The following is a 25,226-nucleotide window of genomic DNA, read 5'->3' as shown; positions in this document are numbered from 1 at the left end:
GCCCCTCGTGCGCGACGGCGCTATTTTCGACCGGACCACTATTTCCCATGGCGTGAGCGCATTCCCGGAGATCGGAGAGTGGCGGAACAGGCGGAAAACGGCGCACGCGGAAGAGGAGAGGGCTCTCTCATCTTTCGCGTGCACCGCCGATGAGGATCAGTCTTCGGTCTCCCACGCGGACGTGAAGTTCACCGCTTCGCTGTCGCTTCCCGAGAGGATGTCCACGAGCGGCGCCGTGGCGACCGGGGCCTCCTGGGCCAGCATCGTGTTCAGCGTCGTTGCCACTCGCGCATTGCGCTTAGCTTCCGAGGTCGTCATAGAAACATTTCCTCCTGGCTGGTCGGGCTGAATTCGAAAATTAACAAGTGGCCGGACCCCGGTCAAGGTTGTCGACATTTCAGCCCATTCTGTAGAGGTGAGATCGGGCCATGTTCACGTACCGCCGCTATCCCTCTTGTGGGTTGATTTCCTGGGCCGTGGGGCCGGTGGGGCGGCCGGGGCCGAACTGCTCGGAATGGCGGAGCGCGGGTAGGAGGACGAGCAGGACGGCGAGTGTCCCGGTGCCGGCGAGGGCGAAGGTGGTGCGCGCGCCGAGCAGGCCGACCGACAGTCCGCCGGCGAGATAGGCGAAGCTCGCGCCCAGTTGGGCGGCGGTGCCGAGGGTGCCGAAGACCCGGCCGAGCATCGGGCGGGGCACGATGCCCTGGATGACGGTGTCGTAGCCGATGTTCTCCCCGGCGTTCCCCGAGCCCGCGAGCAGTTGCGCCGCCAGGACGACGGCAAGGGCCGGAGCCAGCCCCGTGAGCAGCGTGCCCACACCGCTCGCCGTGATCGCGACGACCAGCAGAGCCACCGGTGAACGCCCCCGGGCCAGCCGTGTGCACGCGGCCGAGGCCAGCAGCATTCCCGAGCCGAAGGCACTGGCGGCGAGACCGTATCCGGCCGGGCCGCCCGCCAGTTGATCCCTGGTCAGGAACACCAGCGCCACGTTGTCCACACCGGCGAGGGCGACGATGACGAACAGGGTGAGGATGAGGGTGCCGACCCGCCTGTCCGCCGCGACGTAGCGAAGCCCCTCCGTCGCCTCGGCCCAGACCCCGGTGACCGCCGCGGGGGCGCGGGCCGGTTCCAGCGCCGGGAGCCCGGTCAGCAGCAGCGCCGAGACGGCGAAGGTCGCGGCGTCGACCGCCAGCGCGGTGTGGATGCCGCCGGGCCCGGCGGCCAGCAGCCCGCCGAGGCCGGGACCGACGGCGAGTTGCAGGGTGCGGGCCAGCCCGAACAGCGCGTTGGCCGGGGCGCGATCGGCGGGCTCGACCAAGAGGGGGACGAGGCTGCGCCCGGCCGGGTTCCTGATGGTGGCCAGCGCTCCCGCGAGCACCACGAGCGGGACCAGGACCGGCAGCGGCGGCAGGGTGACGGCGATCAGGCCGATGACGAGACCCGAGGCCAGTTCGCAGCGTGTCATCAGCCGGCGGGTCGGGACACGGTCGGCGAGCACCCCGGCCAGCGGGCCGGCGAGTCTCGGCAGGGCGTTCGCGAGCAGCAGCAGGCTCACCCCGAGCGGCCCGTCCTGCCGGGCGGCGAGCACCACGAGCACGGTGGCGGTGATCCCGTCGCCGACGAACGACACCGCCCGCGAGGCACACAGGGACCGCAGCGCGGGGTTCCCCCGCAGCAGACGGGTGCGTGGCGGGGGCGCCACCGGCGCGGTCGGGGGTTCGGCCATGACCGACAGGGTGCCGTTCTGGGGGCCGGGAGAACGCGGATTCGATGTCCGTCGAATCCAGGTCTGCCATCGTGAGCGGTATGACGCTGGTGCTGAGGTTCGGGTCGGGTGACACGGCACGGTGCCGGTTCGCGGTCTCCCCGTTGCAGGAGACGATGTCCGCGCTCCTGGTGCTGAAGGCACCGCACCGCCAAGCCTGGTACCTGCCGTGGCTGCGCGGCATCCAGGACGTCGTCGCCGGACTCGATCTGGGACTGCTCGGCGTCGCGGTACCGGTGCGCGGGCACGGGCCGGACTTCCTGTGGCCGAGCCCGACCGGCCCGCTCACCACCATCGAGGACGATCTCGCCCAGGTCCGGGCCACCGCCCCGGACGTCGTCGCCGCCGAACTCGCCGAGCACGCGCGTCGCCTCGACCCCCGTACGGTGCCCCCGCACCTGTACCGCGCCCTCACCGGGGACCCCGTGGTGGCCCGGGACAGGCTCGTCGCACACCAGCGAGAGGCATGGCGGGCCCTGGTCGCACCGCTCTGGGACCGCGTACGCGGCCTGCTCGACGCGGACATCACCACGCGCGCCCGGCAGTTGGCCGACGGCGGTCTGGAAGGACTGTTCGCCGATCTGCACCGGCGGGCCAGGTGGGAGAACGACGCCCTGCACCTGAGGGGGCTGCGGCGGGGGAGCCTCGACCTGCGCGGCCGTGGCCTGGTCCTCGTCCCGACCGCCTTCGGCTGGCCGAACCTGGGCATCGGCCCCACCGGCGCCACGTCGGCCGCGCCCCCGTCCCTCGTCTACCCCATGCTCGGCGCCGCGCGGCTCTGGGCCCCGGCCGCGCGGCCACCGGCGATCGCGCGGCTGCTGGGCGCCGGGCGCGCGGCCGTCCTGGCGGAGACGCTCGTCCCCGGCACGACCGGCGGCCTCGCCCGTCGGGTGGGCCTGGCACCGGCGACCGTCTCCCACCACCTCACCGTCCTCCGCGACGCCGGCCTCGTGACCGCCGAACGGCGCGGCCACGAGGTGCTCTACCGGCAGACCCCGCTGGCGGCGGCGCTGTACTCGGGCGGCGTCTGAGCACCCCGGTCGGCGGCGGACGGCACCTGGCCGGCCCTGTAGACCCAGCCCGTCGCCGTACCCGGCGTCCAGTGGCGGAGCGTGTACGGCGTCTAGCGGGGTGTGGGCCGGCCCGTGCCGTGTGTCGAGCGGACCTGGAACAGCCGTGGCTGGACGTCGGTCGCGAACTCCGCCGCCTGGTCCATGTGGACGCGTGCCGCGGGGTTGGCGAGCATCGCCCGGTAGTGGTCCTCGGACTCCCACTGGGCGTAGTTGACGACCCGTTCCCCGTCCTCGGAGGCGTGGAAGTTGGCGCAGATGAAGCCGGGTTGGTGCTTCATCGTCTCCTCGGTGGCGCGGGCCAGCAGGGCGATCAGTTCGTCCTGGCGGTCCGGCGTGACGGTGAAGACGTTGATGAGGGTGGCCACGGGGCGGGTCGTGTCGATGCTCGCGGTGACGGTGACGGTCGTCATCGTGTCTCTCCTCTTCGGAAGGGGATGAGGGCGCGGAGCCGGGTCACAGGGGCCCGGGTGCCAGGGAGCGGGCCGGATGGCGGGGGCCGAGGAAGACGGCGACGCCCCGGCCGTCGGGGGAGGGATGCGTGGCCTGGGTCCAGCCCTGGCGGCGGTAGAAGGACAGGGCGCGGCCCGACCGCACGGACGTCACCAGCCAGGCGCGGCCTCCCGGGGCGTCCGCGGTGACCGCCTCCAGGAGGCGGGCCGCGAGGCCGGTGCCCCGGGCGGCGGGGCGGACGGCGAGTTCGCCCGTCTCCCGGGCGCCGACCAGCCAGCGCAGGGTGTGGTCGGGACCGAGCCCGGCGGCGGCCTGCGCGTGGCAGCGGTCGTCGGGGAAGGGGGCGAGGGTGGTCCAGGCGGTGGCGAAGCCGAGCATCGTCCCGTCCCGTACCGCCGTCGCCGCGAGAAAGCCCGGCCGGCCGGTGTCCACCGGCAGCCGTCGGACGAACTCCGCGGCCCGCTCCTCGTCCTCGTCCCATGGCGGGGCACAGAACGCGTCGACGTAGACGGAACGCAACTCCTCGACTTGCGCGAGGAGTTCGGCGCCCGTATGGACGCGGATCCCGGTCACGCCGCCACCGCCCGGGCCGTGACCGGATGCAGCGCCGCGTGCTCCAGCGGCGCCGACGGGTCGATCGACACGTCCAGCGGGGCGGGTTCGGCTCCGGCCCGGACGAGGAGGTCGCCGACGGCGGCGATCATCGCGCCGTTGTCCGTGCACAAGTTCAGTGGTGGCACGCGCAGTTCGATGCCCGCGGCCCGGCAGCGGACCTCGGTGAGCGCCCGCACCCGCGAGTTCGCGGCGACACCGCCGACCACGACCAGCGTCCCCACGCCGTACTCCGCGCAGGCCGCCACCGCCTTGCGGCTGAGTACGTCGGCCACCGCCTCCTGGAGCGAGGCCGCCCCGTCGGCGACCGGCAGCTCCCGCCCCCTGTGGCTCTCGGCCCAGCGTGCGGCGGCCGTCTTCAGACCCGAGAAGGAGAAGTCGTACGACCCCGGCAGCGGACGCGGGAAGGCGACGGCGCGGGGGTCTCCCGTGCGCGCCGTCCGGTCGATGGCCGGGCCGCCGGGATACGGCAGCCCGAAGACCCGCGCGACCTTGTCGAAGCACTCCCCGGCGGCGTCGTCGAGGGTGTCGCCGAGGTGGCGGATCGGGTCCCGGGCCAGATCGCGCACGAGGAGCAGCGAGGTGTGGCCGCCGGAGACGATCAGCACCACGCAGGGGTCGGGCAGCGGGCCGTGGGCGAGGGTGTCGGCGGCGACATGGCCGGCCAGGTGGTGGACGCCGTACAGCGGGACGCCCAGCGCGTAGGCGAGCCCCTTCGCCCCGGCCAGGCCCACCTGGAGCGCGCCCGACAGGCCCGGCCCGGTGGTGACGGCGACCGCGCCGATGTCGGAGAGCCGCAGCCCCGCGTCGTCCAGCGCGTGCCGGACCACCGGGCGGAGTGCGTGCAGGTGGGCCCGGGAGGCGATCTCCGGCACCACCCCGCCGAACCGGGCGTGCTCCGCCATGCTCGACGCCACCGCATGCCCCAGCAGCCGCCCGTCGCGGACCAGGCCGGCGCCCGTCTCGTCGCAGGACGACTCGATGCCGAGCACGATCGGAGAACCCATCGCGGACCCTTTCTGCACACTCTACGTTGTTGCGAACAGTGTGCAATAAGAATCCCGTGGATGCGCACCCGGCCGAGAACGCACAGGTCAGCGCCCCTGGAAGAGGTCCAGGGGCGCTGTGCGCGGCACCGGTATCAGGGCCCGCCGACCGGGCCTCGGACGGGCAGCGCCACCCCGTCCCGGCCGTGGACGCAGGCGTCCCGCGCCCCCTGGACCTCCCATGGCGGGAAGGGGTCCGCGCCGCCGGCGGGTTCAAAGCGGGCGACGCCGCCCGCCTGGGACCACAGTCCCGTCACCCCGGCGCGTCCGGCCGGTGTGAAGAAGCCCTTGCCGCGCAGCACCGAGCCGAACGCGCCGCTGTCGAGCCGCTCGGTGACCAACTCCCAGAGCCGGCCCGGGTGGAAGGGCCTGTCGGCGCGGAACAGGGTGGACCCCAGCCCGGGGCCGGTCGCGCCCGTTCGGCGTCGTAGCCGCCGGTCCCGAGCACATCGCGGGCGTGCACCCGTCCCCGTACGGTCTCCAGCAGACGGGCGCCCGGGTTGAGCCGGGTCGGGACGCCGCGCAGGCGACCGGCCGAGGCGCCGTCGACGAGGTCGAGCTTGTTCCGCCGCGTCCACCACGGTGGCCATGGTGTCGAGCCGGGTGAGGTCCTCCGGTGTCGTGCCGTCGTCGCGGGCGAAGGAGAAGGCGGCGGCCACCGGCATGGGCTCCGAGATGCCGCCGGACTCGATCAGCGGGTAGTCGAACCGGCCCTCCAGGGCGAGGCGTTCGGCCTCTTCGAGCAGATCGTCCCGGAGCGTGCAGCAGATGCAGCCGTTGGTCATCTCGACCAGTCGTTCCTCCGTGCGGGAGAGCGCGGCCCCGCCCCCGCGCACCACCGCGGCATCGATGGTGATCTCGCTCATGTCATGGACGATCACGGCGACCCGCAGTCCCTCGCGGTCGGCCGGCAGAGGGTTGAGCAGGGTCTTGCCCGCGCTGAGGAAGCCGGACAGGGCCGAGGAAGCCGGACAGGACGGTCACCGGCAGGCGGCCGTTCGTCATACCGCTTCAGCCCTCCGGCCTCAGGAGGCCGCGCTCGTACGCCTTCCTGAGGTGCTGGGGCACCAGATGGGTGCGGCCGCCGACGGTGACGGGGACGAGCGAGGGGACGGACGCCCGCCACTGGGCGCGGCGGTGACGGGTGTTGCTGCGGGACATCCTGCGTTTGGGGACGGCCATGACGGTCCTTTCGTGCCCTTCGTGAAAGGGGCGGGTGCGGTGGGGGTCAGCGGCTGGAGTAAGGGAGCAGGGCCATCTCGCGGGCGTTCTTGATCGCCGCGGCGATCCGCCGCTGCTGCTGCCGGCCCACCCCGGTGACACGGCGGCCGCGGATCTTGCCGCGGTCGGAGAGGAACTTCCGCAGCAGGTCGGTGTCCTTGTAGTCGATGTACGTGATGCCGGCCGCGTCGAGCGGGTTGGGGCGGTGCTTGCGCGCGAGAGCGGGCTTGGTGGGGCGGGCCATGGGATCTTCCTCGGGACGGGGGCGGGACGGGGTACGGGAACGGTTCGCGGGACGGGGTACGGGAACGGTTCAGAGGGTCGGGTACGAGGTGCGGGGTACGGATCCGGGACCGGTCAGAAGACGGGGTCGAGCAGTTCGTCGAAACCGGTGGGCCGCCGCCAGGCTTCGGCCCCGGACGCGAGCTCGTCGTCGGTGAGCAGGCAGGAGTCGAGCAGCGAGAGCAGCCCCGCCCGGTCGAGCCCGGGGGAGGTGAAGACGAGGTGCTGGCCGCGGTCGCCGTGCTCGGGGTGCCAGTCCAGCGCGGCGGCGGTACGGCGCTCGGCGGGCATCAACTCCCAGGCGGCGTCCGGCAGCGCGGCCATCCACGGCCCGGCGTTCTCCACGCACAGCGCCCCGCCGGCGGCCTCCCAGGCGAGCAGGCTGTCGGGCCGGTCCGCCAGCCAGAACCGCCCCCGGCTACGGGCCGCGGCGCAGCACAGATCCTCCAACGCGGCGTAGAGGCGACCGGCGTGGAAGGGCCGGCGGCGCCGCCAGACGAGGGTGCCGATGCCGTGCTCGTCGCAGTCGTGCGGGAGCCGGGCGCAGGCCGGATGCTGTGCGGCCGCCGCCGCGGCCACGTCGAACCCGGCGACCGCGGCCGGGCCCAACTGCCCCGAGCCGATGGGGAGCCGCCTCGCGAGGGGATGCAACTGCCGCAGCAGCGCCAGGTCGTCGAGTCCGGTGGCGGGGCCCTCGGCCACGGCGAGGACGGGGGCGTACTCCAGCTGCCGGGCGAAGGTGTCGCCCACGGTGCGCCGGTCCGCCCGGGCCGCGGCGAGCCCGGCCTCCGCGAGATCGTCTCCGTTGGACAGGGCGGGCAGCACCAGGGCGGGGTCCACGGCGGTCAGCACATTGGTGAGCCGGAAGGCGCCGCCGCCGTGAGCGGCGATCACCTCGGCCATGCCGCGCGGCTCCACGGAGTCCCACAGCTCGACGACCGCGAGACGGGTGAGGCCGCCGTCGGCCAGCCGCTCCAGCTCGGGCACCAGGTCCTCCCGCAGGGCGCAGCAGGCGCAGTCGTTGACCAGGGGTGTCTCGCCCCACGCGGTCTCGCCCGTGGCGTCGCGGACGGTCCGGCGCACGGTGCCCGCCGGACCGGTGGACAGATCGTGGTGCAGGGCGACGCTGCCGGGCACCTCGCGCAGCAGCGTCTCGACCGCCTCGCGCCGGGCGTCGGCGTGCAGCCCGCCGACGATCACCACCGGCATCGGTGCTCCGGCGCTCATCGGCGGTTCCCCTCGCGTCCGTAGCGGCGCTCGAAGCGCTCGACGCGCCCGGCGGTGTCCAGCACACGGGCGGTGCCGGTGTAGAAGGGGTGGCTCGCCGAGGAGATCTCGACGTCGACCACCGGGTAGGTGCGGCCGTCCTCCCAGGCGATGGTCCGGTCGCTGGTCATGGTCGAGCGGGTGAGGATGGCGAAGCCGCCGGCCTTGTCGCGGAAGACGACCGGGCGGTAGGCGGGGTGGATTCCGGGCTTCATGGTGTCTCTTCCCTGGGTCGGGGTGAGGTCGGTCGGACGGTGGGAGCGGTCAGCGTTCCTCGCGGAACCCGACATGGCGTCCGACTACGGGGTCGAACTTGCGCAGCACCAGCCGGTCCGGGTCGTTCCGGCGGTTCTTGCGGGTCACGTACGTGTAGCCGGTGCCGGCGGTGGAGCGGAGCTTGATGATCGGGCGTACCTCGTTGCGAGCCATGGGAGGTAGTATACGACAATGATTTCCATTACCGATAAGCATCGGTGGAGAGAAAGGCAGCACCCCGCATGTCCGCCCACTGCCAACTGACCGGCGCCCGGCCGTCCTTCGGCAAGAAGATCTCCCACTCGCACCGGCGCACCCCACGCCGGTTCGACCCCAACATCCAGAACAAGCGCTACTGGCTGCCCAGCGAGGGGCGGTACGTCCGGCTGCGGCTGAGCGCGCGTGCCGTCAGGGCGGTGGACGCCCTCGGTGTCGAGGCCGCCATCGCCCGGATCCGAGCCCGTGGGGAGCGGGTCTGATGGCGAAGAAGAGCAAGATCGCGAAGAACGAGCAGCGCAAGCGGATCGTGGCCCGTCACGCCGCGCGCCGCGCCGAACTGAAGTCCGTCCTGGCGTCCCCCCGGGCCACGGCCGACGAGAAGGCCGCCGCGCGGGCGGAACTCGGCCGCCAGCCCCGGGACGCCAGCGCGACCCGGGTCCGCAACCGCGACAGCCTGGACGGCCGCCCCCGCGGCCACCTGCGCAGGTTCGGCCTCTCCCGGGTGAACGTACGGGCGCAGGCGCATGCCGGACATCTGCCCGGGGTGACGAAGTCGTCCTGGTGAGCTGACCGTCGGGCGGGGGACGCCACACGTGTGGCGTCCCCCGCCGGGTGGGCCTCGCTTGCCGCGCACGGGTGGCAGGGCGCGGGGCCGGATCGGAGACTGGAATCGTCTCCGCGTCGGGCGCGGGCGGGTGGCGGTCACTGCCTGTGGTGATCGCCGGCTCTCGCACGGCTCACGCACGACTTACCGGGACACACGTGTTTATCGCGCCCTCTCCTGGACACGCGGCCTGTGGGACAGGGGTGCCGGACAGGACCGTCTCCACCGCGGCCGGGTGGCGTGCGGTGGAGGTCCGCGTCCGGCAGCCGCGACGACATCGGTGTCGCACCACGAAAGGCAGACCCATGACGGAGATCCGACCCGCCACCACCAGCGATTCCGGCGCACCGGTCGAGAGCGACGAACATTCGCTCACCGTGGGCCCCGGGGGACCCATCCTGTTGCAGGACGCCTATCTGATCGAGCAGATGGCACAGTTCAACCGGGAGCGGATCCCCGAGCGCCAGCCGCATGCCAAGGGGAGCGGCGCCTTCGGTCACTTCGAGGTGACGGACGATGTCAGCGCGTACACGAAGGCGGCCCTGTTCCAGCCCGGTATCCGTACCGACCTGGTCATCCGCTTCTCCACCGTCGCCGGTGAGCGCGGCAGCCCGGACACCTGGCGCGACCCGCGCGGCTTCGCGGTGAAGTTCTACACCAGCGAGGGCAACTACGACATGGTCGGCAACAACACGCCGGTCTTCTTCGTGAAGGACCCGATGAAGTTCCAGCACTTCATCCGGTCCCAGAAACGCCGCGCGGACAACAACCTGCGCGACCACGACATGCAGTGGGACTTCTGGACGCTCTCCCCGGAGTCGGCCCACCAGGTGACCTGGCTGATGGGGGACCGGGGCATCCCGCGGACCTGGCGCCACATGAACGGGTACACCTCCCACACCTACATGTGGATCAATGCCGCCGGTGAGCGCTTCTGGGTGAAGTACCACTTCAAGACCGATCAGGGCATCGAGTTCTTCACCCAGCACGAGGCCGACCAGATGGCCGCGGCCGACACCGACTACCACACGCGGGACCTCTTCGAGCACATCCGGGACGGCGACTTCCCCAGCTGGACCCTGTATGTGCAGGTGATGCCGTACGACGAGGCGGCGGACTACCGGTTCAACCCGTTCGACCTCACCAAGGTGTGGCCGCACAGCGACTACCCGCTCATCCGCGTCGGCAAGATGACGCTCGACCGCAACCCCACGGACAACCACGCCCAGATCGAGCAGGCCGCGTTCCAGCCCAACAACTTCGTCCCGGGCATCGGACCGAGCCCGGACCGCATGCTGCTGGCCCGGCTGTTCTCCTACGCGGACGCCCACCGCCACCGCATCGGCGCCAACTACCAGCAACTGCCGGTGAACGCGCCCGTCGTCGACGTCCACACCTACTCCAAGGACGGGGCGATGGCGTACCGCAACACCACCGACCCCGTCTACGCCCCGAACTCCAAGGGCGGGCCCGCGGCGGACACCGAGCGTTACGGGTCGCCGCCCAGCTGGACGGCCGACGGTGAGATCACCCGCTCGGCCTACGTCTCGCACCCGGAGGACGACGACTGGGGGCAGCCCGGAACCATGGTGCGCGAGGTCCTGGACGACGCCGCGCGTGACCGGCTGGTCGACAACGTGGTCGGGCACCTCCTCAACGGGGTCACCGAACCGGTCCTCCAGCGAGCCTTCGAGTACTGGTCCAACATCGACGAGACCATCGGCAAGCGCATCGCCGACGGCGTCCGGGCCAAGGCGGACGAGAAGGACCCCAAGGCCGCCGAACAGGGCAACCCGGCACGGAGTTCCATGCAGCACAAGGCGTGACGGAGTCGCTTCACCGGGCCTCCCTCTCCGGGGGGCCGACGCCCACCGCGGTCGCGGACCGCGGTGGGCGCCTGTGTATCCGCCCCGGTCAGCCGGACTGCCCCCGCAGCCCCTTCTCGATGCTGTCGACCACGCCCATCGCGTCGCTGTACGAGCCGGGCAGGAAGTCGGGGGTGCCGACCACCCGGTGCTTCTTCGCGGCCGGCAGCTCCTTGAACGTCCGCAGGGCGAACAGCTTCTGGATGTCGTTGGCGGGGGAGCCGTCGTTGTTCGTGTAGTAGACGACGTAGTCGGCGTCCTTCAGCAGGTCCGCCCGCTCGTACGACACGGACTTGGTTCCGCCCTTGCCGACCGAGGCCGTGGCGGAGGCGAAGCGCACCCCCAGCCGGGAGAGGATGTCCCCGACGGGCGAGGCGGGGCTGTAGATCCAGTAGTTGCCGCTGTCGAAGCCGCCCTGGATCACGTCCCAGCTGCTGTCGGTCAGCTTCGTGCCGAGGGACGTGCGCACCGCGGCGATCCGGTCGTCGTACTTCTGCTTGAGCCGGGTGAGCTGCGCCGTGCCGTTGACGAAGGTGGCCGTGGCCTGCGGATACGTGGACCAGGAGGAGGACTCGTCGAAGGAGGCGAACGCGGTCGGCGCGATGGCCGAGAGCCTCTTGTACGCCTTGGACAGGTACGGCACGTCGACGCCGACGATCAGGTCCGGCTTGAGCGCGGCGATCTTCTCGTAGTCGATGTCGGCGCCCGTCGTCACCTTCGCCGCGGCCTTCCAGCGCTTCAGATAGCGCGGCGGGACGTAGTTGGCCCCGCTGTTCTCCACGCCGACGGGCCGGATGCCCAGGTCGAGCAGCGACTCGGTGGACCAGGAGTGCACGGAGACGATCCGCAGCGGATGGGCGGGCACGGTCACCTTGCCGTGCGCCGTGCCGACCACCCGGGTCGCGGCGGCCTTGCCGTCCCCGCCGCCGGTGGTGGTCGAGGACGAGCCGCAGGCGGTGAGGACCAGGGCCAGCGCGGCGGCGGCGACGGCCGGGCGCAGCAGGCGCGGGCGGGCGGGGCGCCGCCGGGCGGACGCGCGGGCGGGGGAGGGTACGGAGGTCATGAGGGGTCCAGGTGTGGGAAGCCGGAGGGGGTGGCCGGGGTGGCCGGGGGAGTGCGGGGGTTCAGGAGGCGGGGTGCGGTCCGACGCCCGCGCGGGCGGAGTGGACCCGCGTGGCCAGGCCGTCGAGCAGGACGGTGAAGTTCGCCCAGCTGTAGGCGTACCAGGAGGCCAGTTCGGGCTTGAACAGCTGTCCGGCGGCGACGGCGGGCGTGCGCTTCCACAGGGGGTTGTCCGGCAGCGGGTCGGACACCGCCCACACCAGCAGGTCGGCCGGGATGGACGGGACGTTCTCCCAGCTCACGGCCTGGCTGTAGGTGTTGGCGGAGCCGCCGGGCACCGGCACCAGGCGCATTCCCAGCGCGCTCACCGTCTTCAGCACGGCCCAGGTCCTCGGGTTCATCACGCCGAGGGTGTTCTTGTCGATGCCGAAGACGAAGGCGACCCGCAGGTCACGGTTGGCGGCGACTGCCTTGCGCAGCCGCGTGCCGGCTTCCTGGTAGCGGGTCTTCGCGTCGCCGTCCGTGAGCCGGGCGCCGAGACCCTGGGTCAGCCGGTCGGCGGTGCCGGCGATCTGTTCGATCGACCGGTAGGCGCTCAGTCCGACGACCGGGGCGATCTTGGTGACCTCCGGGAGCTGCGCGGCGACCTGGAGGCTGCCGTCCGGCTGCACGGCGTCGATCAGCAGGTCCGGGCGGGCCTGGGCGAGCGCTTCGAGCCGTACGCCCTTGTCCGCCGAGTAGATCCTGGTGACACCGGACCAGTCCGGCTCGACGGCCGGGACGATGCCCTGCCCGGAGTCCGTGGCGGCGACCGGGTGCAGCCCGGCCGACCACAGGGCGGCGCCGACGGTGTCGGTGAGGAACGCGACGCGCTTCGGCCGCCGGGGCAGTCGTACGGTACGGCCGCGGTCGTCGGTGAAGGACCACGCGCCGCTGTCCGGGCCCGACCCGCCGGCCGGGGCGGAGCCGCCGGTCCCGCACGCGGAGAGGCCGAGGAGAGCGGCTGTTCCCAGTCCGCCGGCGAGGAGTCCGCGCCGGGTCGGGCGCGTGCCGCGGGCGGCGGGCGGCAGGCGGAGGGTGTCGTGGGAACGCTGCGGGGTTGCGCTGGGCATGGGTGTGTCCTTGAGGTGAGGGCGCGGCTCGCCGGGCCACGAGGGGGAGAGCGTGCCGCCGGGGCCGCGCGGCGAGCGGGGAGGGCGGCGCAGGGCGAAGAGAGCGCTGGGTGAGAGTGCGCAAAGCGGACGGGCGGGCGCGGGAGTTCACCGGCCCGTGGGGGGTAACCCCTCGCGGGCCGGCGCGAGGAGTGGCCGCAGGCACCTGCCGGCGCGGGCGCCGGTCATGCCCGGCCCGCCCGCCGCCGGGTGACCAGCACCCGGCACAGATACAGCCCGCCGAGCACTCCGGTCAGCGCGCCGACCGGCAACTCGGTGCCGGGCAGCACCCGTTGGGCGGCGAAGTCGCTCGCCGTCAGCAGCAGGGCGCCCATGAAACCGGCCGGTACCACCGGCGCGCCGGGGGAGCGGACCAGCCGTCGGCACAGATGCGGGGCGGCCAGGGCGACGAAGGTGATGGGTCCGACGGCGGCGGTCGTGGCCGCGGCGAGGGCCGTGGCGGCGACCGCCAGCAGGATCCGGGCCCGCCCCACCGGCACCCCGAGGCCCCGGGCGGTGTCCTCGCCGAGTTCCAGCCAGTGCAGGGCCCGCGAGGCGACGACGGTCACCGGGACGAGCACCGCCAGGGCCGCGGCCAGGGGCGTGACGACGGACCAGCTCGCGGAGTTGAGGCTGCCGATCAGCCAGATCTGCGCGTCCTGCGCCTCGTACAGGCTGGCCCGGGTCAGCAGATACGCGGTCAGCGAGGTGAGCATGGCGCTGACGCCGATCCCGATCAGCACGATCCGGTGGCCGACGGCCGGACCCCGGCCCGCCGCGACCAGGCCGACGAGCAGCGCCGTGGCCAGGCCGCCGCCGATCGAGGCGACGGCGGTGGCGTACGGTCCGCCGTGGAAGAGCACGATCTGCACCACGGCACCGCTCGCCGCGCCGCTGGTGAAGCCGATGACATCGGGAGAGCCCAGCGGATTGCGGGACATGCTCTGGAACACCGCGCCGCTCATCCCGAGCGCGCCGCCGGCCAGCAGGGCGCACACCAGACGTGGCAGCCGCAGACCGACGACGATGAAGGACTCGGCCCCGGAGCCGTGGCCCAGCAGACAGGCGAGCACGTCCGGCAGCGGGACGCGGTACGTGCCGGTGGTCAGGCCGATGACGCCCGTGATGAGGCAGGCCGCGGCCAGCAGCAGGCAGACCACGACGGTGCGCGGCTGCCAGCGCAGCGAGATCCGGCCGCCGTTCAGGCGCAGCACGCGGCCGCGCAGGACGGTGCCGTGGCGGACCTCGCCGAGGAGGACGGGGTCCCGCCGGGCGGGGCGGGCAGAAGTTCTGGTGGTCACAGTTCGGCGATCCTGCGGCGGCGGACGAGGGCGATGAAGACGGGCGCTCCGGCGAAGGCCGTCACGATCCCGGCCTGGATCTCGCCGGGCCGGGCGACCACCCGGCCGAGGATGTCGGACCCGAGCAGCAGGCTCGCTCCGAGGACCATGGAGTACGGCATGAGCCAGCGGTGGTCCGGCCCGGTGAACGCCCTGGCCAGATGCGGAACCGCCAGGCCGACGAAGGCGATCGGGCCGACGGCCGCCGTCGCCGCCCCGCACAGCAGGGTGACGGCGAGCATCCCGAGGACGCGGGTGCGCAGGACGCGGGTGCCGAGGGCGCGGGCCGTGTCGTCGCCGAGGGCGAGCGCGTTGAGCGAACCGGCCAGGCCGAGGGCGAGCAGCGCGCCCGCGCCGAGGAACGGCAGTATCCCGGTGAGGACGGACATCGGCTGCCCGGCCAGGGAGCCCACGCCCCAGAACCGGAACTGGTCGAACACGTCCGGTCGCAGCAGGGTGACGACGGAGATCAGCGCGCTCAGCACGGCGCTGACCGCCGTACCCGCGAGGGCGAGCCGCACCGGCGCGGGCCCGGTCCGGCCGCGTGAGCCGAGCAACTGGACCAGCGCGGCGGCCAGTCCGGCGCCGGCGAAGGCGAACCAGACGCGGAAGGACGGATCGGTGGTGCGCCACAGCGCGATGGCGACGACCACGGCCGCCGAGGCGCCCATGTTGACGCCGAGGATGCCGGGGTCGGCGAGCGGATTGCGGGTCAGCGCCTGCATCAGGACGCCGGCGAGACCCAGCGCGGCACCGACGGTGATGCCGAGCAGCGTACGCGGCAGCCGCAGGTCGAGGACGACCGCGCCGTCCACCGAGGCCCGGCCGTGGAACAGGACGCGCAGCACCTCGCCGGGCGGGATGGCCTTGGCTCCGACGGCGACGCTCACCACGGTGACCAGGACCAGCAGTCCGCAGACGAGGAGAAGGCCGAGCAGCCGTACGGCGAGCCCGGCCGTGCGCGGTCTTCGGTCCGTGTCCCCGGCTCCTGGCACCGTATCGGTGGTGCTGATCGTGGTGGTGCCCATCGTGCTCCTCGGCGACATACCTGCCGATACCAGGAACCGGCGGGGAGAGTTAGCTTAGCCTTACCTAAGAAGGTAGAGGCGTCGCTTCGGGCGCGGCAAGAGGGTCGGACGCCACCTCATGTCGCCGATCCGCCATCACCGGGAGGGCCGGGCCGAAAAGGCCCCGGCCGTCACTCCGGCCCGCTCGTCTCCCCCCGCGACCGGGCGAAATAGGCGGCGGGCGTGGACCCGGTCACCCGGCGGAACGCGGCGACGAACGCGCTGGGCGTCGCATAGCCCACCCGCTCGGCCACCCGTCCGACGGGCTGCCCTTCGGCGAGCTGCGCGAGGGCCGCCTGGAGCCGGGCATGGGTCCGCCACTGAGTGAACGTCATCCCCGTCCCGGCCAGGAAGAGCCGCAGCAGGGTGCGCTCGCTGGCGCCGACCGCCCGCCCCAGTTCGCCCAGCCCGCGCCGGTCCGCGGGGTCCTCCAGCAGCAGCGCGGCGGCCTCCCGGGCCCGCGGATCGACCGGCAGCGGCAGCTCGAACACGGCGGCCTCCGCCGGGCGCAGCACATCCAGCAGCACGGCCTCGGCGTGCGCGCGCCCGGTGGGCGGCAGTTCGCCGGCCAGGTGGCCGATCAGATGCCGGGCGAGCGGCGGTACGGCGAGCACGGTCGGCCGGGACCAGGCCAGCGGGCAGGTCGCCGGGTCCAGATAGACGCCCTGGAGCACCGACTTCCGCAGCGCCCCGGTGGCGTGCCGGAGACCGCCCGGGATCCACAGCGCCAGATGCGGGGGCAGCACCCAGCAGCGGTCCTGGATGTCGACCATGACCACACCGGTGCTGGCCCAGGCGAGTTGGTGCTCGTCATGGACGTGGTGCCGGAAGGTCTGCCCCCGGACCATCTCGAACCGTTCGAGCCCGATGGTCTGCTCGTGTGCCATGCCCGGCGTTCCCGCTCCTGCTCACGCGCCCCGCCCGCTGCCCATGTCCGATGTGCGACATACGGTGGCGCCCTGCTGCGTTTACGACAAAAGTAAGGTGACCCTAACGTGGCCGGGTGACCGTACCCGCCACCGCCCCTCCCCGCCGCCCCGCCGCCGCGGCCCCCCGCTCCGCCGCCCCGGCCCCGGCCGCCTCGCCCGGGGCGCTGCTGTGGTGGTCCCTGGGCAACCGCCGACGGGATCTGCTGCTGGCGTCCGTACTGTTCAGCACCCACCAACTGGGCGAGGCGCTGGTCCCGGTGATCGTCGGAGCCACGGTCGGCGAGGCGGTCCGGTCCGCCACGCCCGCGTCCACGGTCCGCTGGCTCGGGCTGCTGGCGCTGGACTTCCTGCTGCTGTCCCTGTCGTACCGCTTCGGCGCGCGGGCGTCGGTGCGCGCCCGGCAGCACACCGAGCACCGGATCCGCATGGCGCTCGCGGACCGCGTCCTGCGCCCGGCCGGCGGGGTACGGCTGGTGCCGGGCGACCTGCTCAGCCGCGCCTCCGGCGACGCCGAGCGGGTGGGCGCCTTCGCCGGGGCCCTCGCCGGCACGGTGGCCGCGGTGGTCGTCCTGCTCGGCTCCACGGTGCTGCTGCTGCGCATCTCCCTCGGGCTCGGCGCGCTCGTCGTGGCGGGCACCGCCGGGGTCCTGCTCGCACAGAACCGGCTCTCCCACGTCCTGCGCCGCACCAGCGGCGCCGAGCAGGACCGGCAGGCGCGGGCCACCGCCCTGGCCGAGGAACTCGTCCGGGGGCTGCGGGTGCTCAAGGGCATCGGCGCGGAGCGCGCGGTCGCCGCCGACTACGCCCAAGACAGCAGGGCGGCCGTACGCGCGGCGCGCCGGGCGGTGTCCGCCGAGGGCGCCCTGGTGTCGGTGGGCGTCCTGCTCACCGGGCTCTGCCTGACCGCCGTCGCCGCGGTCGGCGGCGGGCTCGCCCTGGAGGGCCGGATCGGCCTCGGCCGGCTGATCGCCGTACTCGGTCTCGCCCAGTTCGTGAACGGCCCGATGCGCGTCGTCGGCGCCGCCCACGCCCGCTGTGTCCGCGCCCTCGCGTCGGCCGCGCGCGTCCAGGAGGTGCTCGGCGCGCCACCGGCCGTACCGGAACCGGCGGCGGCCCCGTCCCCGCCGCACGGGGAGCCGGCCGATACCGGCGGAGCCCGCAGGACACCGGCCCCGCCGGACACCGGACCGGGCAAGGTGCTCGGCACCCTCGGCTTCCACGGCGTACCGCTGCCGGGCGGGACCCGTGCCGAGTGGTCCGTACCCGCCGGCGGCATGACCGGCCTCGTGTGCGCCGACCCCGCCGACGCCGACGCGGTCGCCCTGCTGCTGGCCCGCGAGGAGGACCCCGGGGCCGGGCGCATCCTGCTGGACGGCACCGATCTGACGGCGCTGCGGCTGGACGCGCTCCGCGCCACCGTGCTGGTCTGCCACCACGAACCGGTGCTGCTGCCCGGCACCGTCGCCGACAACCTGGCCGCCCTCACCGAGGACCCCGCCGCCGTGGCCGAAGCCGCCCACGCCGCCTTCGCCGACGAGGTCGTACGCGCCCTGCCGCACGGCGCGCACACGACGGTCGGCGACCGCGGCGAGACCCTCTCCGGCGGCCAGCGCCAGCGCGTCGCCCTGGGCCGCGCCCTCGCCGCCCGGCCCCCCGTACTGGTCCTGCACGACCCCACCACCGCCGTGGACGCGGCCACGGAGGACGCCGTCGCCGACCGGGTCCGGCGGGTGCGGGAGCACCGCACCACCCTGGTCATCACCACCAGCCCCGCCTGGCTCGCGCGCTGCGACCGGGTCGTCCACGTGCCCGCGGCGGACCGGGTGGTGACGCCGTGACGGCCCCGGTGACCCCGGCGACGCTGCTCCCCGTCGCCACCGCGCGGCAGACCCGGGCCCGGCTGCGCGCCGCCCTGCGCGGCCGGCGGTCCGCGCTGTGGGCGGCCCTCGCCGCGCTCGTCCTCGACGGCGCCCTGACCCTGGCGGGCCCGGTGGCGATCGGCCGGATCACCCAGGCCGTCGCCGACCACCGTGACCCGGGCGCGCTGGTCGGGCCCGTCCTGCTGCTGACCGCCGCCGCCGTGGCCGGCGCGCTGACCGCGTGGGCCGCCACCGTGCTGCTCGCCCGGGCCGTCCTGACGGTGACGGGCCGGCTGCGCGAGGACGCCGTCACCGCGGCGCTCGCCGTGCCCGTGGACGCCGTGGAGGCGGGCGGCACCGGCGACCTGGTCGCCCGGGTCTCCGGCGACACGGAACGGGTCGCGGACGCCGCCTCCGGCGCCCTGGGCGACTTCGCCGCGGCGGCGCTCGCCATCCTCGCCGCGCTCGCCGGACTGGCCGCGCTGGACTGGCGGTTCGCCGTCGCCGGACTGCTCGCGGTGCCCCTCCAGGCACACACCCTGCGCTGGTACCTGCGCACCTCCCAGCCGCTCTATGCGGCGGGCCGCACCGCCGAGGGCCGCCGCGCCTCGGCACTGCTCGGCGCGTTCACCGCCCTGCCCACCCTGCGCGCCCTGCGCCTCGGACCGGGCCGCCACGCCCGCGTGGCGGCGGCCTCGGCGGAGGCGATGTCGTACGAGTTCCGGACGACGCGCGCGGCGACCCGCTTCTACGGCCGGCTCAACATCGCCGAGTTCACCGGGCTGAGCGCGGTCCTCCTCGTGGCCTGGGCCCTGGTCCGCGCCGGGCACGCCGACGTGGGCGCCGCGACCACGGCGGCCCTCTTCTTCGTCGGCCTGTTCGACCCGGTGAACACGCTGCTCGGCACGTTCGACACCGTGCAGCAGGCCACCGCCGCGCTCGCGCGGGTCGTCGGCGTCTCCCTGGGACAACCGGCGTCCGAACGGAACCCCGAGCCGGCGCCAGAACGCCACCCCGAGCCGGCGCCCGAACAGAACCCCGAGCCGTCGTCCGGCCGCCGCGGGGAGGGGATCGCCGTGCGCGGCGTCCGCCACCGGTACGGCGCGAACGGGCCCGACGTCCTGCACGGCGTCGACCTCGACATCCGCCCCGGTCAGCGCCTGGCCGTCGTCGGCGCGACGGGCTCGGGCAAGTCCACCCTGGCGACGCTGATCGCCGGGATGCGCGCGCCGTACGCGGGCGGCGTCACGCTCGGCGGCGTGCCCACCGATCGCCTGGCCGGCCCCGGTGCGCGGGGGAGCCGCAGGATCGTCCTGGTCACCCAGGAGCACCACCTCTTCCCGGGCACGGTGGCCGACAACCTCCGCCTCGCGTGCCGGGAGGCGTCGGGGGAGGAGATCGGAGCCGCGCTCGCCGTCGTGGGCGCCGCGGACTGGGTCGCCGCGCTGCCGGACGGCCCCGATACGGCAGTGGGTCGCGGCGGTGTTCGACTGACCACCCGTCAGGTACAGCAACTCGCCCTCGCGCGCGTCCTGTTGATCGACCCCGAGGTGGTCGTGCTGGACGAGGCGACGGCCGAGGCCGGCAGCGATCTGGCCCAGTCCCTCGACCGGGCCGCGCTGGCGGTCACCGAGGGCCGGACCGCCGTCGTGGTGGCGCACCGGCTCTCCCAGGCGGCCACGGCCGATGTCGTGGTGGTGATGGAGAACGGCCGGGTGGTCGAACAGGGGCGGCCCGACGAACTGCGGGCCGCGGGCGGCGCCTACGCCCGGCTGTGGGCGTCCTGGACGTACGGGAGATGACGCGTGCGGTCAGACGCTCTCGCGGCGATCGTGCACCCGCCCCAGCTTGCGGCCGACCAGGAGGTAACCGAGCAGCGCGCCGGACGTGTTGAGGATGACGTCGTCCACGTCGAAGGCCCGCCCGGTGACCAGGGCGCCCTGGGCCATCTCCACCAGCAGCATCACGGTCGCGGTCAGCAGCAGCACCCGCCAGATGCCCCGGGCGCCCGGCGCGAGCACCGGTACCAGTATCCCGAACGGCACGCCCAGCAGGATGTTGCCGCCGATCTGCTTGACGGTGTCCCGCAGATCGGGCTGGTCCAGATAGGCCCTGATGGAGCGGCCGGGATGCAGATTGCTGTGCACCAGGGAGACCGAGGCCGGGGACGGCTCCAGGGTGATCTTGGCGAGGACGACGGCGAAGCCCACCATGAGGACGAAGGCGCACAGCATCGCCAGCATCCGGACCGGCAGGGGGAGAACGTGCCGGCGGCGGACGGGGGTTGCCACCTCGGCGCGCTCCGCCTCGGTGGCTTCCGGCGCGCGGTCCGGCTTCGCGCGCCGGAAGGCCCCGCCACTCCATCGCGCCCGTGTTTTCGCGAGGCGACTCGTCCGGGGCGCACGGCCGGGAGCGGCGGTGCGTGAGAAGAGAGCGGTGCGGGCCATGCGGTCCTCCAGTCGTCGACGACCCTGAGATGAGACGTGGTCACCCGTACGAGACGTGCACGTCCTTGAAACCGAGGGAGTGCAGCAGGCCCTCCAGCATGTCCGTGGTGTTGGTCTCGGCCCGCGCGGTCAGCCCGCTGCCCTTGGCCGCCTCACCGATATGGGACACGGCGAGCTTCTGTACGGCGTGCTCGCTGTTGGGGTTGTCCGAGAACAGGTCGCCCAGCCGGTCGAGCAGCCCGCGCTGCTTGGAGACGGCGTAGGAGTGGTCGGCGTCCAGGGCCGGCTTGCCCAGTCGCGCGTGCGGCAGCCGCAGCGTGGCCGACGTGCGGTCCTTGTTCACCGTCACGTCCTTGTCGCCGACCTGGCCGAGGTCCACGTACGCCTCCACGGTGCCGGCGCCGACGTACAGCGTGCGGGTGCTGTGCAGGGCGTCCGGCAGGTACTTGGCGTCCTTCTCCAGGTCGACGACCACCTGGAAGTTGCCCGAGGCCGCGTCGTAACGGCTCATGTCGTTGATGGACTTGAGGAGCGCGGGACCCGAGCGGTCGTGCGTCTGCGTGCCGAGCAGATCCTCGAGGCCCGGGAGCACGGCCAGCCTGATCCCGGCGAACAGCACCACGAGCACCAGCACGAAGGCGGCCACCACCTTCGCCCAGCCGGGCATGCGTCTGGGCGGCCGCTTGAGGTCGGTCGACATCCGGCACCCCTCCTTCCTGGTGTGCGGATGCCCGGCAAAGCGCGCAACAGACCATCGAGTTGACGGGAAGGCGCACGGGCGGCCGGTCCGCGCACCGGCCGCCCGCACTGCCCGCTCGTACGATCCGGTGCGGCGGTCACCGGCCTCCGGGTGCCTCGCGGGACGCCCCCGGGATCACAGGTCCGCCGCCTTCTTGACCGCCGTCTTGCCGGGGTTCGTGAGCCCCAGTCCCATGCGGTCGAGCTGCACCAGCGGCTTGTTCCCCACGTGCTCCTTCGATGTCAGGAGGGTGAACGCCGCGTCGAACTGCGCCTCGGTGAGGTGCAGTTGGCCGATCGCGTCCTGCTTCGCGCCCAGGATACGGAACTTGGGCGCGGACTTGAGGGCCGACAGCACGGCGCGGGCGACCGGATCGGTCCGCCACGCGGGTGCCGCCTCCTCGGCCGCCTGCGCGGGCTGCTCGCCCGCGGCCGACGACGGCCCGTTGACCGGACCGGGGACCGCGGGCGGAGCGAGCTTCAGCTCCTCGGCGCTCTTCCAGTACCGCGCCGCCTCCTCCTCGTGGTTCTTGCGGAACCTGTCGAGGGTGGCGGTGATCAGCTGGGAGTAGTCCCGGCCCGTCGCCGGGTTGCGCGGCGCCTGGTAGGGGTCGTAGGCGACACCGAAGTTGGCCGCCATGTCCATCACGAAGTGGTAGCGGTGGATGTCCGTGAGATCGCGCCGGTAGTCCGTGTACCACAGGGCCAGCAGCGAGTAGGCGATGGCCTCCTTGACCGCCGGGTCGGCACCGGTCGCGTCGGCCAGCTTCATCAGTTTGCCCGTCGTCCGCGAGGGCCCCAGCGACACCGGGTAGCCGAGCCGCCCCGCGGTCCGCACCTGGTCGTTGAGCTGGTTCGGTGTCGCCATCGTCCCCCGGAAGTTATTGGGGACGGGCGTCCGCTCCAGATCGCCGACGCTCCCGCCCGAGGGGGCCGCCCCCTGTTCCCGTGCCCAGTCGGGCGAGTTCCGCGGGCCCGCGAGCTTCGCCTGGTCCTTGAGCACATACCCCTTGAACTGCTCGGCGGAGACCGTGACGTGCTGTTCGAGCTCCTTGATGCCGTAGAGGATCTCGGCGATGTCGTGGATGGCGCTGATGAGCGTGGCGAACCCCTGCGCCTCGGGGTTGCCGAGGATTCCGTCCAGGGTCTTCTCGCCGAACTCGATGTACGGCAGATAGAGCCGGCGCACCGATGACAGTTCCGCCACGGTCTTCGCGAGGATGTCGCCGAGTTCCGTCACCTGGTTCCGCTGCTGTGCGAGCCACGGCCGCAGGGCGTTCGCGACGTATCCGGCCAGTACCTCCTTGATCTTCGCGTCGACGGCCACGTCGTCGGAGATCGCCTTCTCCACCTCCGCGACCGGCAGGGCGTTGACCCGGTCCAGCACGGCGGAGGCCGCCTCGTCCATCGTCGCGTACGAGCGGGCGAGCGCGTCCCGCGAGCCCCGCTTGCTGTCCGCGGTGGCCTGCGGTGTGGACTGCTTCGGCGCCGTGATCCACTCGTCGAGCACCTTCATGATCGCCGGCTTGTTCGCCGTGTCCTCCCAGGCGCTGATCAGCTCCGGATCCGTCAGCTCCGCCCGGATCTCCGCGTACGCGGGCTCCGCCGCCTTCGCCTCGCCCTTCTTGCCGAGGACCAGCAGCCGCTGGACCGCGGGCCGCCGCGCCACCGTCGTGCCGGACGCGTCCGCGGGTCCGTGCGCGGCGGGCCCGTGCGCCGCCGCGCCGGCCGGGGCTTCGCGCATGACACGGTGCGCGGTCGCCTCCGCCTCCCGCTCGAAGCGGTCCGACGGGTCGGACACCCGGAGCCCGTCGCCCATCTCCGTGCCCGCGACCGGCCCCCGGCGCTGCTGGATGACATGGGTCAGCTCGTGCGCGAGGGTGTGGTCGTCCCCGCCGCCCTCGCCGATCACGATGTGGTTGCCCGAGGTGTAGGCGCGCGCCCCCATCGCGGTCGCGGACGCCTTGGCCCGGGCGTCGCTGTGCACGCGCACATCGGAGAAGTCCGCGCCCAGCCGCGCCTCCATGTCCACGCGAACGCCGTCGTCGAGCGGCCGGCCTCCGGTGCGCAGGACGTCGTGGACGGCGGACCGCTGCACCTCGGTCCGGCCGGCCCGGGCGAGCATCTGTACGACCGCCGCGTTGCCCACCGAGGTCTGCAACCCGAGCAGCCCGCCCGGCCGGGTGGCCGGGGCGGGGTCGGCTGTGCGGGACGTACGGGCCCTGCCGATCCCGGTGGCTTTGGCGTCCTCGTGATCGCGCAAGGGGTCTCTCCTCCAAGATGTGATGATCAACTTCTTCCTGGATACGTGCTCGCGAGCGGCGGCGCCAGGTACGCAGGGGCAGCCTGACCAGCCCGAACGGGCAAAACAGGGGTGGCGGCGCGGCAATGTGAGGCCGGGAGTACGGCCGCTCGCCGCCGACCGGACCGCCCGTACGCCGCCCGTCCGTGACGCCCGTTCGATGCCGCATGCCGCCCGCCGGAACGCCCGCATGCCGCCCGCCGGACCGCCCGTACGAAGCCCGCCGGACCGCGGCTGCGAAGCCGCCGGAGCGCCGTTGCGACGCCCGCCGCCGGACCGGACGCTTAGCAATGGGCCCCGTGGGAAGTCGGGGGGCACAACTCGCCTCCGGGGGACTGATGGGGCGGGGCGGTTTCCGGGCGCGGTTGCCGGCGTTCGGCCGTCACCTAGGAGTGCGCGTGACCGTTCGGATCGGAGTGGAAGAGGAATTCCACGTCGTCGAGGTGGAGACGGGCCGGCTCGCCCCGCGGGCCGATGCCGTGCTGGAGGGTCTCCCCGGGTACTCCTTCACGACCGAGTTGCAGCAGGCGGCCGTGGAGACGAACAGTGGTGTGCATGAGACGCTCGCCGACCTGTACGACGATGTGACCAGCGCCAGGCGCCGGCTCGATGCCGCGGCGAACGCACACGGGCTGGCCGTGGTGGCCGCCGGTACCGTGCCGCTGGCCCGTGCCGAGGACACCCGCCCCACCCCCGGGCGCCGGTACCGCCGTATGGTCGACGACTACCGCCTGATCGCCGACGAGCAGCTGATCTGCGGGACCCACGTCCACGTCGACGTCCCGGACCGGGACCTGGCCGTACGCGTGATGTGCGAGGTGTCCCCGTGGCTGCACGCGCTGCTGGCCCTGTCCGCCAGTTCCCCCTTCTGGGCGAGCGCCGACACCGGGTACGCCAGCTGGCGGACCATGGTCTGGCAGCGCTGGCCCACCGCGGGCCCGCCCGGCTGCTTCGCCGACGCCGCCGAGTACGACGCGCTCGTGCAGGGCCTGGTCCGCTCCGGCGTCATCAGCGACGTCGGGATGATCTACTACGACATCCGGCCCTCCGCCCACCAGCCGACCCTCGAACTGCGCATCTGCGACGCCTGCCCGCGCGCCGAGACGGTCGTCCTGATCGCCGGGCTCTTCCGCGCCCTGGTGACCGACGCCCGCGCGCGGCTGACGGCGGCGGACCCGCCCGCCTGCCCGGGTCGGCACGAGTGGCTGCGCGCCGCCGCCTGGCGGGCCGCGCGGTCCGGCCTGGAGGGCGCCCTGATCGACCCCGGCACCCGGCGCGAGGCGCCCGCCGCCCAGGTCGTCCGGAGCCTGCTTGCGCGGGTGCGCCCGGCGCTGGAGGCCGCGGGGGACTGGCCCACGGTCCGCGGCCTCGCCGAGCGCGCCCTCGCGGACGGCAGCGCCGCCCACCGCATCCGTCGTACGGCCCACCGCGAGGACCTGCTGGCCTGCACGGATCTGGCGATCGCGGAGACCAGGGGCGAGGAGCGACCGCGCCCACGGCCCACCGCACCCGCCCGCCGCGTCGCCTCCCCGGGGCAGGCCGCCGCATAGCCGGGGCCGTCCGGGCCGCACCGCACCCGAGCGCGGAGACCTGAGCGCAGAGAGAGGACAGAAGAGGGCACACGCAGAACGTCGGTACCACCCGGACACCCCCTCGTCGCGAAGGAGAGGCAT

The 25,226-nt window shown here is 73.6% G+C and carries 25 protein-coding genes and 1 pseudogene; 7 read left to right on the top strand and 19 right to left on the bottom strand.

Annotation, left to right across the window (positions count from 1 at the left end; translation table 11 throughout):
• Nucleotides 1-156: 156 nt before the first annotated feature.
• Nucleotides 157-318 (bottom strand): hypothetical protein, encoded by a 162-nt coding sequence (locus GHR20_RS04160; RefSeq protein WP_153812264.1) that lies wholly within the window; start codon nt 316-318, stop codon nt 157-159.
• Nucleotides 319-445: 127 nt separating this feature from the next.
• The gene (locus GHR20_RS04155; RefSeq protein ID WP_153812263.1) at nt 446-1,726 is read right to left on the bottom strand and encodes an MFS transporter; all 1,281 of its coding nucleotides are present in this window, start codon (nt 1,724-1,726) and stop codon (nt 446-448) included.
• A gap of 80 nt (nt 1,727-1,806) precedes the next feature.
• Between GHR20_RS04155 and GHR20_RS04150 the strand changes: the two genes are divergently transcribed.
• Entirely contained in the window at nt 1,807-2,796 is a 990-nt protein-coding gene (locus GHR20_RS04150; protein ID WP_208446867.1) for a DUF5937 family protein, read from the top strand.
• A 92-nt stretch (nt 2,797-2,888) separates the two neighbouring features.
• On the opposite strand, the gene GHR20_RS04145 is transcribed toward GHR20_RS04150, so the two are convergent.
• The 9 genes and pseudogenes from GHR20_RS04145 to rpmG form a co-directional block, all read right to left on the bottom strand.
• Nucleotides 2,889-3,248 (bottom strand): antibiotic biosynthesis monooxygenase family protein, encoded by a 360-nt coding sequence (locus GHR20_RS04145; RefSeq protein WP_153812262.1) that lies wholly within the window; start codon nt 3,246-3,248, stop codon nt 2,889-2,891.
• A gap of 43 nt (nt 3,249-3,291) precedes the next feature.
• On the bottom strand, nt 3,292-3,861 hold the full coding sequence (locus GHR20_RS04140) for a GNAT family N-acetyltransferase (protein ID WP_153812261.1): 570 nt from the start codon (nt 3,859-3,861) through the stop codon (nt 3,292-3,294).
• A complete protein-coding gene (tsaD, locus tag GHR20_RS04135; RefSeq protein ID WP_153812260.1) occupies nt 3,858-4,907 on the bottom strand; it encodes a tRNA (adenosine(37)-N6)-threonylcarbamoyltransferase complex transferase subunit TsaD in 1,050 nt (349 codons plus the stop codon). The genes GHR20_RS04140 and tsaD overlap by 4 nt, the downstream gene beginning before the upstream one ends.
• Before the next feature lie 134 nt (nt 4,908-5,041).
• Nucleotides 5,042-5,951: pseudogene (locus tag GHR20_RS04130) on the bottom strand (GTP-binding protein).
• A gap of 6 nt (nt 5,952-5,957) precedes the next feature.
• A complete protein-coding gene (gene rpmF / locus GHR20_RS04125) occupies nt 5,958-6,128 on the bottom strand; it encodes a 50S ribosomal protein L32 (RefSeq protein WP_111584922.1) in 171 nt (56 codons plus the stop codon).
• Between the two features lie 46 nt (nt 6,129-6,174).
• Nucleotides 6,175-6,411 carry a 30S ribosomal protein S18 gene (gene rpsR, locus GHR20_RS04120; RefSeq protein WP_153812259.1) on the bottom strand — a complete coding sequence of 79 codons (237 nt, stop codon included), beginning with the start codon at nt 6,409-6,411 and terminating at the stop codon, nt 6,175-6,177.
• Nucleotides 6,412-6,524: 113 nt separating this feature from the next.
• The gene (locus tag GHR20_RS04115; RefSeq protein ID WP_153812258.1) at nt 6,525-7,676 is read right to left on the bottom strand and encodes a GTP-binding protein; all 1,152 of its coding nucleotides are present in this window, start codon (nt 7,674-7,676) and stop codon (nt 6,525-6,527) included.
• Nucleotides 7,673-7,930 carry a type B 50S ribosomal protein L31 gene (locus tag GHR20_RS04110; RefSeq protein ID WP_111584925.1) on the bottom strand — a complete coding sequence of 86 codons (258 nt, stop codon included), beginning with the start codon at nt 7,928-7,930 and terminating at the stop codon, nt 7,673-7,675. Before GHR20_RS04110 ends, GHR20_RS04115 begins: the two co-directional genes overlap by 4 nt.
• Nucleotides 7,931-7,979: 49 nt before the next feature.
• Nucleotides 7,980-8,144 (bottom strand): 50S ribosomal protein L33, encoded by a 165-nt coding sequence (gene rpmG / locus GHR20_RS04105; protein ID WP_153812257.1) that lies wholly within the window; start codon nt 8,142-8,144, stop codon nt 7,980-7,982.
• A 68-nt stretch (nt 8,145-8,212) separates the two neighbouring features.
• Here rpmG and rpmB point away from each other — a divergent pair, with 68 nt between their 5' ends.
• The 3 genes from rpmB (at nt 8,213) to GHR20_RS04090 (ending at nt 10,619) form a co-directional block, all read left to right on the top strand.
• Nucleotides 8,213-8,449, top strand: a complete 237-nt coding sequence (gene rpmB, locus GHR20_RS04100; RefSeq protein ID WP_153812256.1) for a 50S ribosomal protein L28 — start codon at nt 8,213-8,215, stop codon at nt 8,447-8,449.
• Nucleotides 8,449-8,754, top strand: coding sequence for a 30S ribosomal protein S14 (rpsN, locus tag GHR20_RS04095; RefSeq protein ID WP_153812255.1), 306 nt, complete (start codon nt 8,449-8,451; stop codon nt 8,752-8,754). The genes rpmB and rpsN overlap by 1 nt, the downstream gene beginning before the upstream one ends.
• Before the next feature lie 344 nt (nt 8,755-9,098).
• Entirely contained in the window at nt 9,099-10,619 is a 1,521-nt protein-coding gene (locus tag GHR20_RS04090) for a catalase (RefSeq protein WP_111584929.1), read from the top strand.
• Nucleotides 10,620-10,707: 88 nt separating this feature from the next.
• Here GHR20_RS04090 and GHR20_RS04085 read toward each other — a convergent pair whose 3' ends face one another.
• The 5 genes from GHR20_RS04085 to GHR20_RS04065 form a co-directional block, all read right to left on the bottom strand.
• Nucleotides 10,708-11,721, bottom strand: coding sequence for an ABC transporter substrate-binding protein (locus GHR20_RS04085; protein WP_153812254.1), 1,014 nt, complete (start codon nt 11,719-11,721; stop codon nt 10,708-10,710).
• A 61-nt stretch (nt 11,722-11,782) separates the two neighbouring features.
• Nucleotides 11,783-12,832 carry an ABC transporter substrate-binding protein gene (locus tag GHR20_RS04080; RefSeq protein WP_153812253.1) on the bottom strand — a complete coding sequence of 350 codons (1,050 nt, stop codon included), beginning with the start codon at nt 12,830-12,832 and terminating at the stop codon, nt 11,783-11,785.
• A gap of 224 nt (nt 12,833-13,056) precedes the next feature.
• On the bottom strand, nt 13,057-14,172 hold the full coding sequence (locus GHR20_RS04075) for an iron chelate uptake ABC transporter family permease subunit (protein WP_153812252.1): 1,116 nt from the start codon (nt 14,170-14,172) through the stop codon (nt 13,057-13,059).
• Nucleotides 14,169-15,239, bottom strand: coding sequence for an iron chelate uptake ABC transporter family permease subunit (locus tag GHR20_RS04070; RefSeq protein WP_153812251.1), 1,071 nt, complete (start codon nt 15,237-15,239; stop codon nt 14,169-14,171). The genes GHR20_RS04075 and GHR20_RS04070 overlap by 4 nt, the downstream gene beginning before the upstream one ends.
• A gap of 170 nt (nt 15,240-15,409) precedes the next feature.
• Nucleotides 15,410-16,165 carry a helix-turn-helix transcriptional regulator gene (locus GHR20_RS04065; protein WP_148025510.1) on the bottom strand — a complete coding sequence of 252 codons (756 nt, stop codon included), beginning with the start codon at nt 16,163-16,165 and terminating at the stop codon, nt 15,410-15,412.
• Between the two features lie 116 nt (nt 16,166-16,281).
• Here GHR20_RS04065 and GHR20_RS04060 point away from each other — a divergent pair, with 116 nt between their 5' ends.
• Both GHR20_RS04060 and GHR20_RS04055 read left to right on the top strand, forming a co-directional pair.
• On the top strand, nt 16,282-18,045 hold the full coding sequence (locus GHR20_RS04060) for an ABC transporter ATP-binding protein (RefSeq protein WP_153812250.1): 1,764 nt from the start codon (nt 16,282-16,284) through the stop codon (nt 18,043-18,045).
• Nucleotides 18,042-19,868: an ABC transporter ATP-binding protein gene (locus tag GHR20_RS04055; RefSeq protein WP_153812249.1), complete on the top strand. Its 1,827-nt coding sequence runs from the start codon at nt 18,042-18,044 to the stop codon at nt 19,866-19,868. Before GHR20_RS04060 ends, GHR20_RS04055 begins: the two co-directional genes overlap by 4 nt.
• A 9-nt stretch (nt 19,869-19,877) precedes the next feature.
• Here GHR20_RS04055 and GHR20_RS04050 read toward each other — a convergent pair whose 3' ends face one another.
• The 3 genes from GHR20_RS04050 to GHR20_RS04040 all read right to left on the bottom strand — a co-directional run bounded on the left by GHR20_RS04050 (nt 19,878) and on the right by GHR20_RS04040 (nt 23,481).
• On the bottom strand, nt 19,878-20,513 hold the full coding sequence (locus tag GHR20_RS04050) for a VanZ family protein (protein WP_243877925.1): 636 nt from the start codon (nt 20,511-20,513) through the stop codon (nt 19,878-19,880).
• A 40-nt stretch (nt 20,514-20,553) separates the two neighbouring features.
• Nucleotides 20,554-21,213, bottom strand: a complete 660-nt coding sequence (locus GHR20_RS04045; RefSeq protein ID WP_153812248.1) for a DUF4230 domain-containing protein — start codon at nt 21,211-21,213, stop codon at nt 20,554-20,556.
• 174 nt (nt 21,214-21,387) lie between these two features.
• Nucleotides 21,388-23,481 carry a DUF4157 domain-containing protein gene (locus GHR20_RS04040; RefSeq protein ID WP_243878289.1) on the bottom strand — a complete coding sequence of 698 codons (2,094 nt, stop codon included), beginning with the start codon at nt 23,479-23,481 and terminating at the stop codon, nt 21,388-21,390.
• 470 nt (nt 23,482-23,951) lie between these two features.
• Between GHR20_RS04040 and GHR20_RS04035 the strand changes: the two genes are divergently transcribed.
• Nucleotides 23,952-25,103, top strand: a complete 1,152-nt coding sequence (locus tag GHR20_RS04035; RefSeq protein ID WP_243877924.1) for a glutamate--cysteine ligase — start codon at nt 23,952-23,954, stop codon at nt 25,101-25,103.
• The last annotated feature ends 123 nt before the right edge of the window (nt 25,104-25,226 follow it).

Origin of the sequence: Streptomyces sp. SUK 48, from assembly GCF_009650765.1 — a bacterium.
GTDB lineage: Bacteria > Actinomycetota > Actinomycetes > Streptomycetales > Streptomycetaceae > Streptomyces.
The sequence above is the reverse complement of the archived record's forward strand: the minus strand, read 5'-3'. Positions and strand labels throughout refer to the sequence as shown.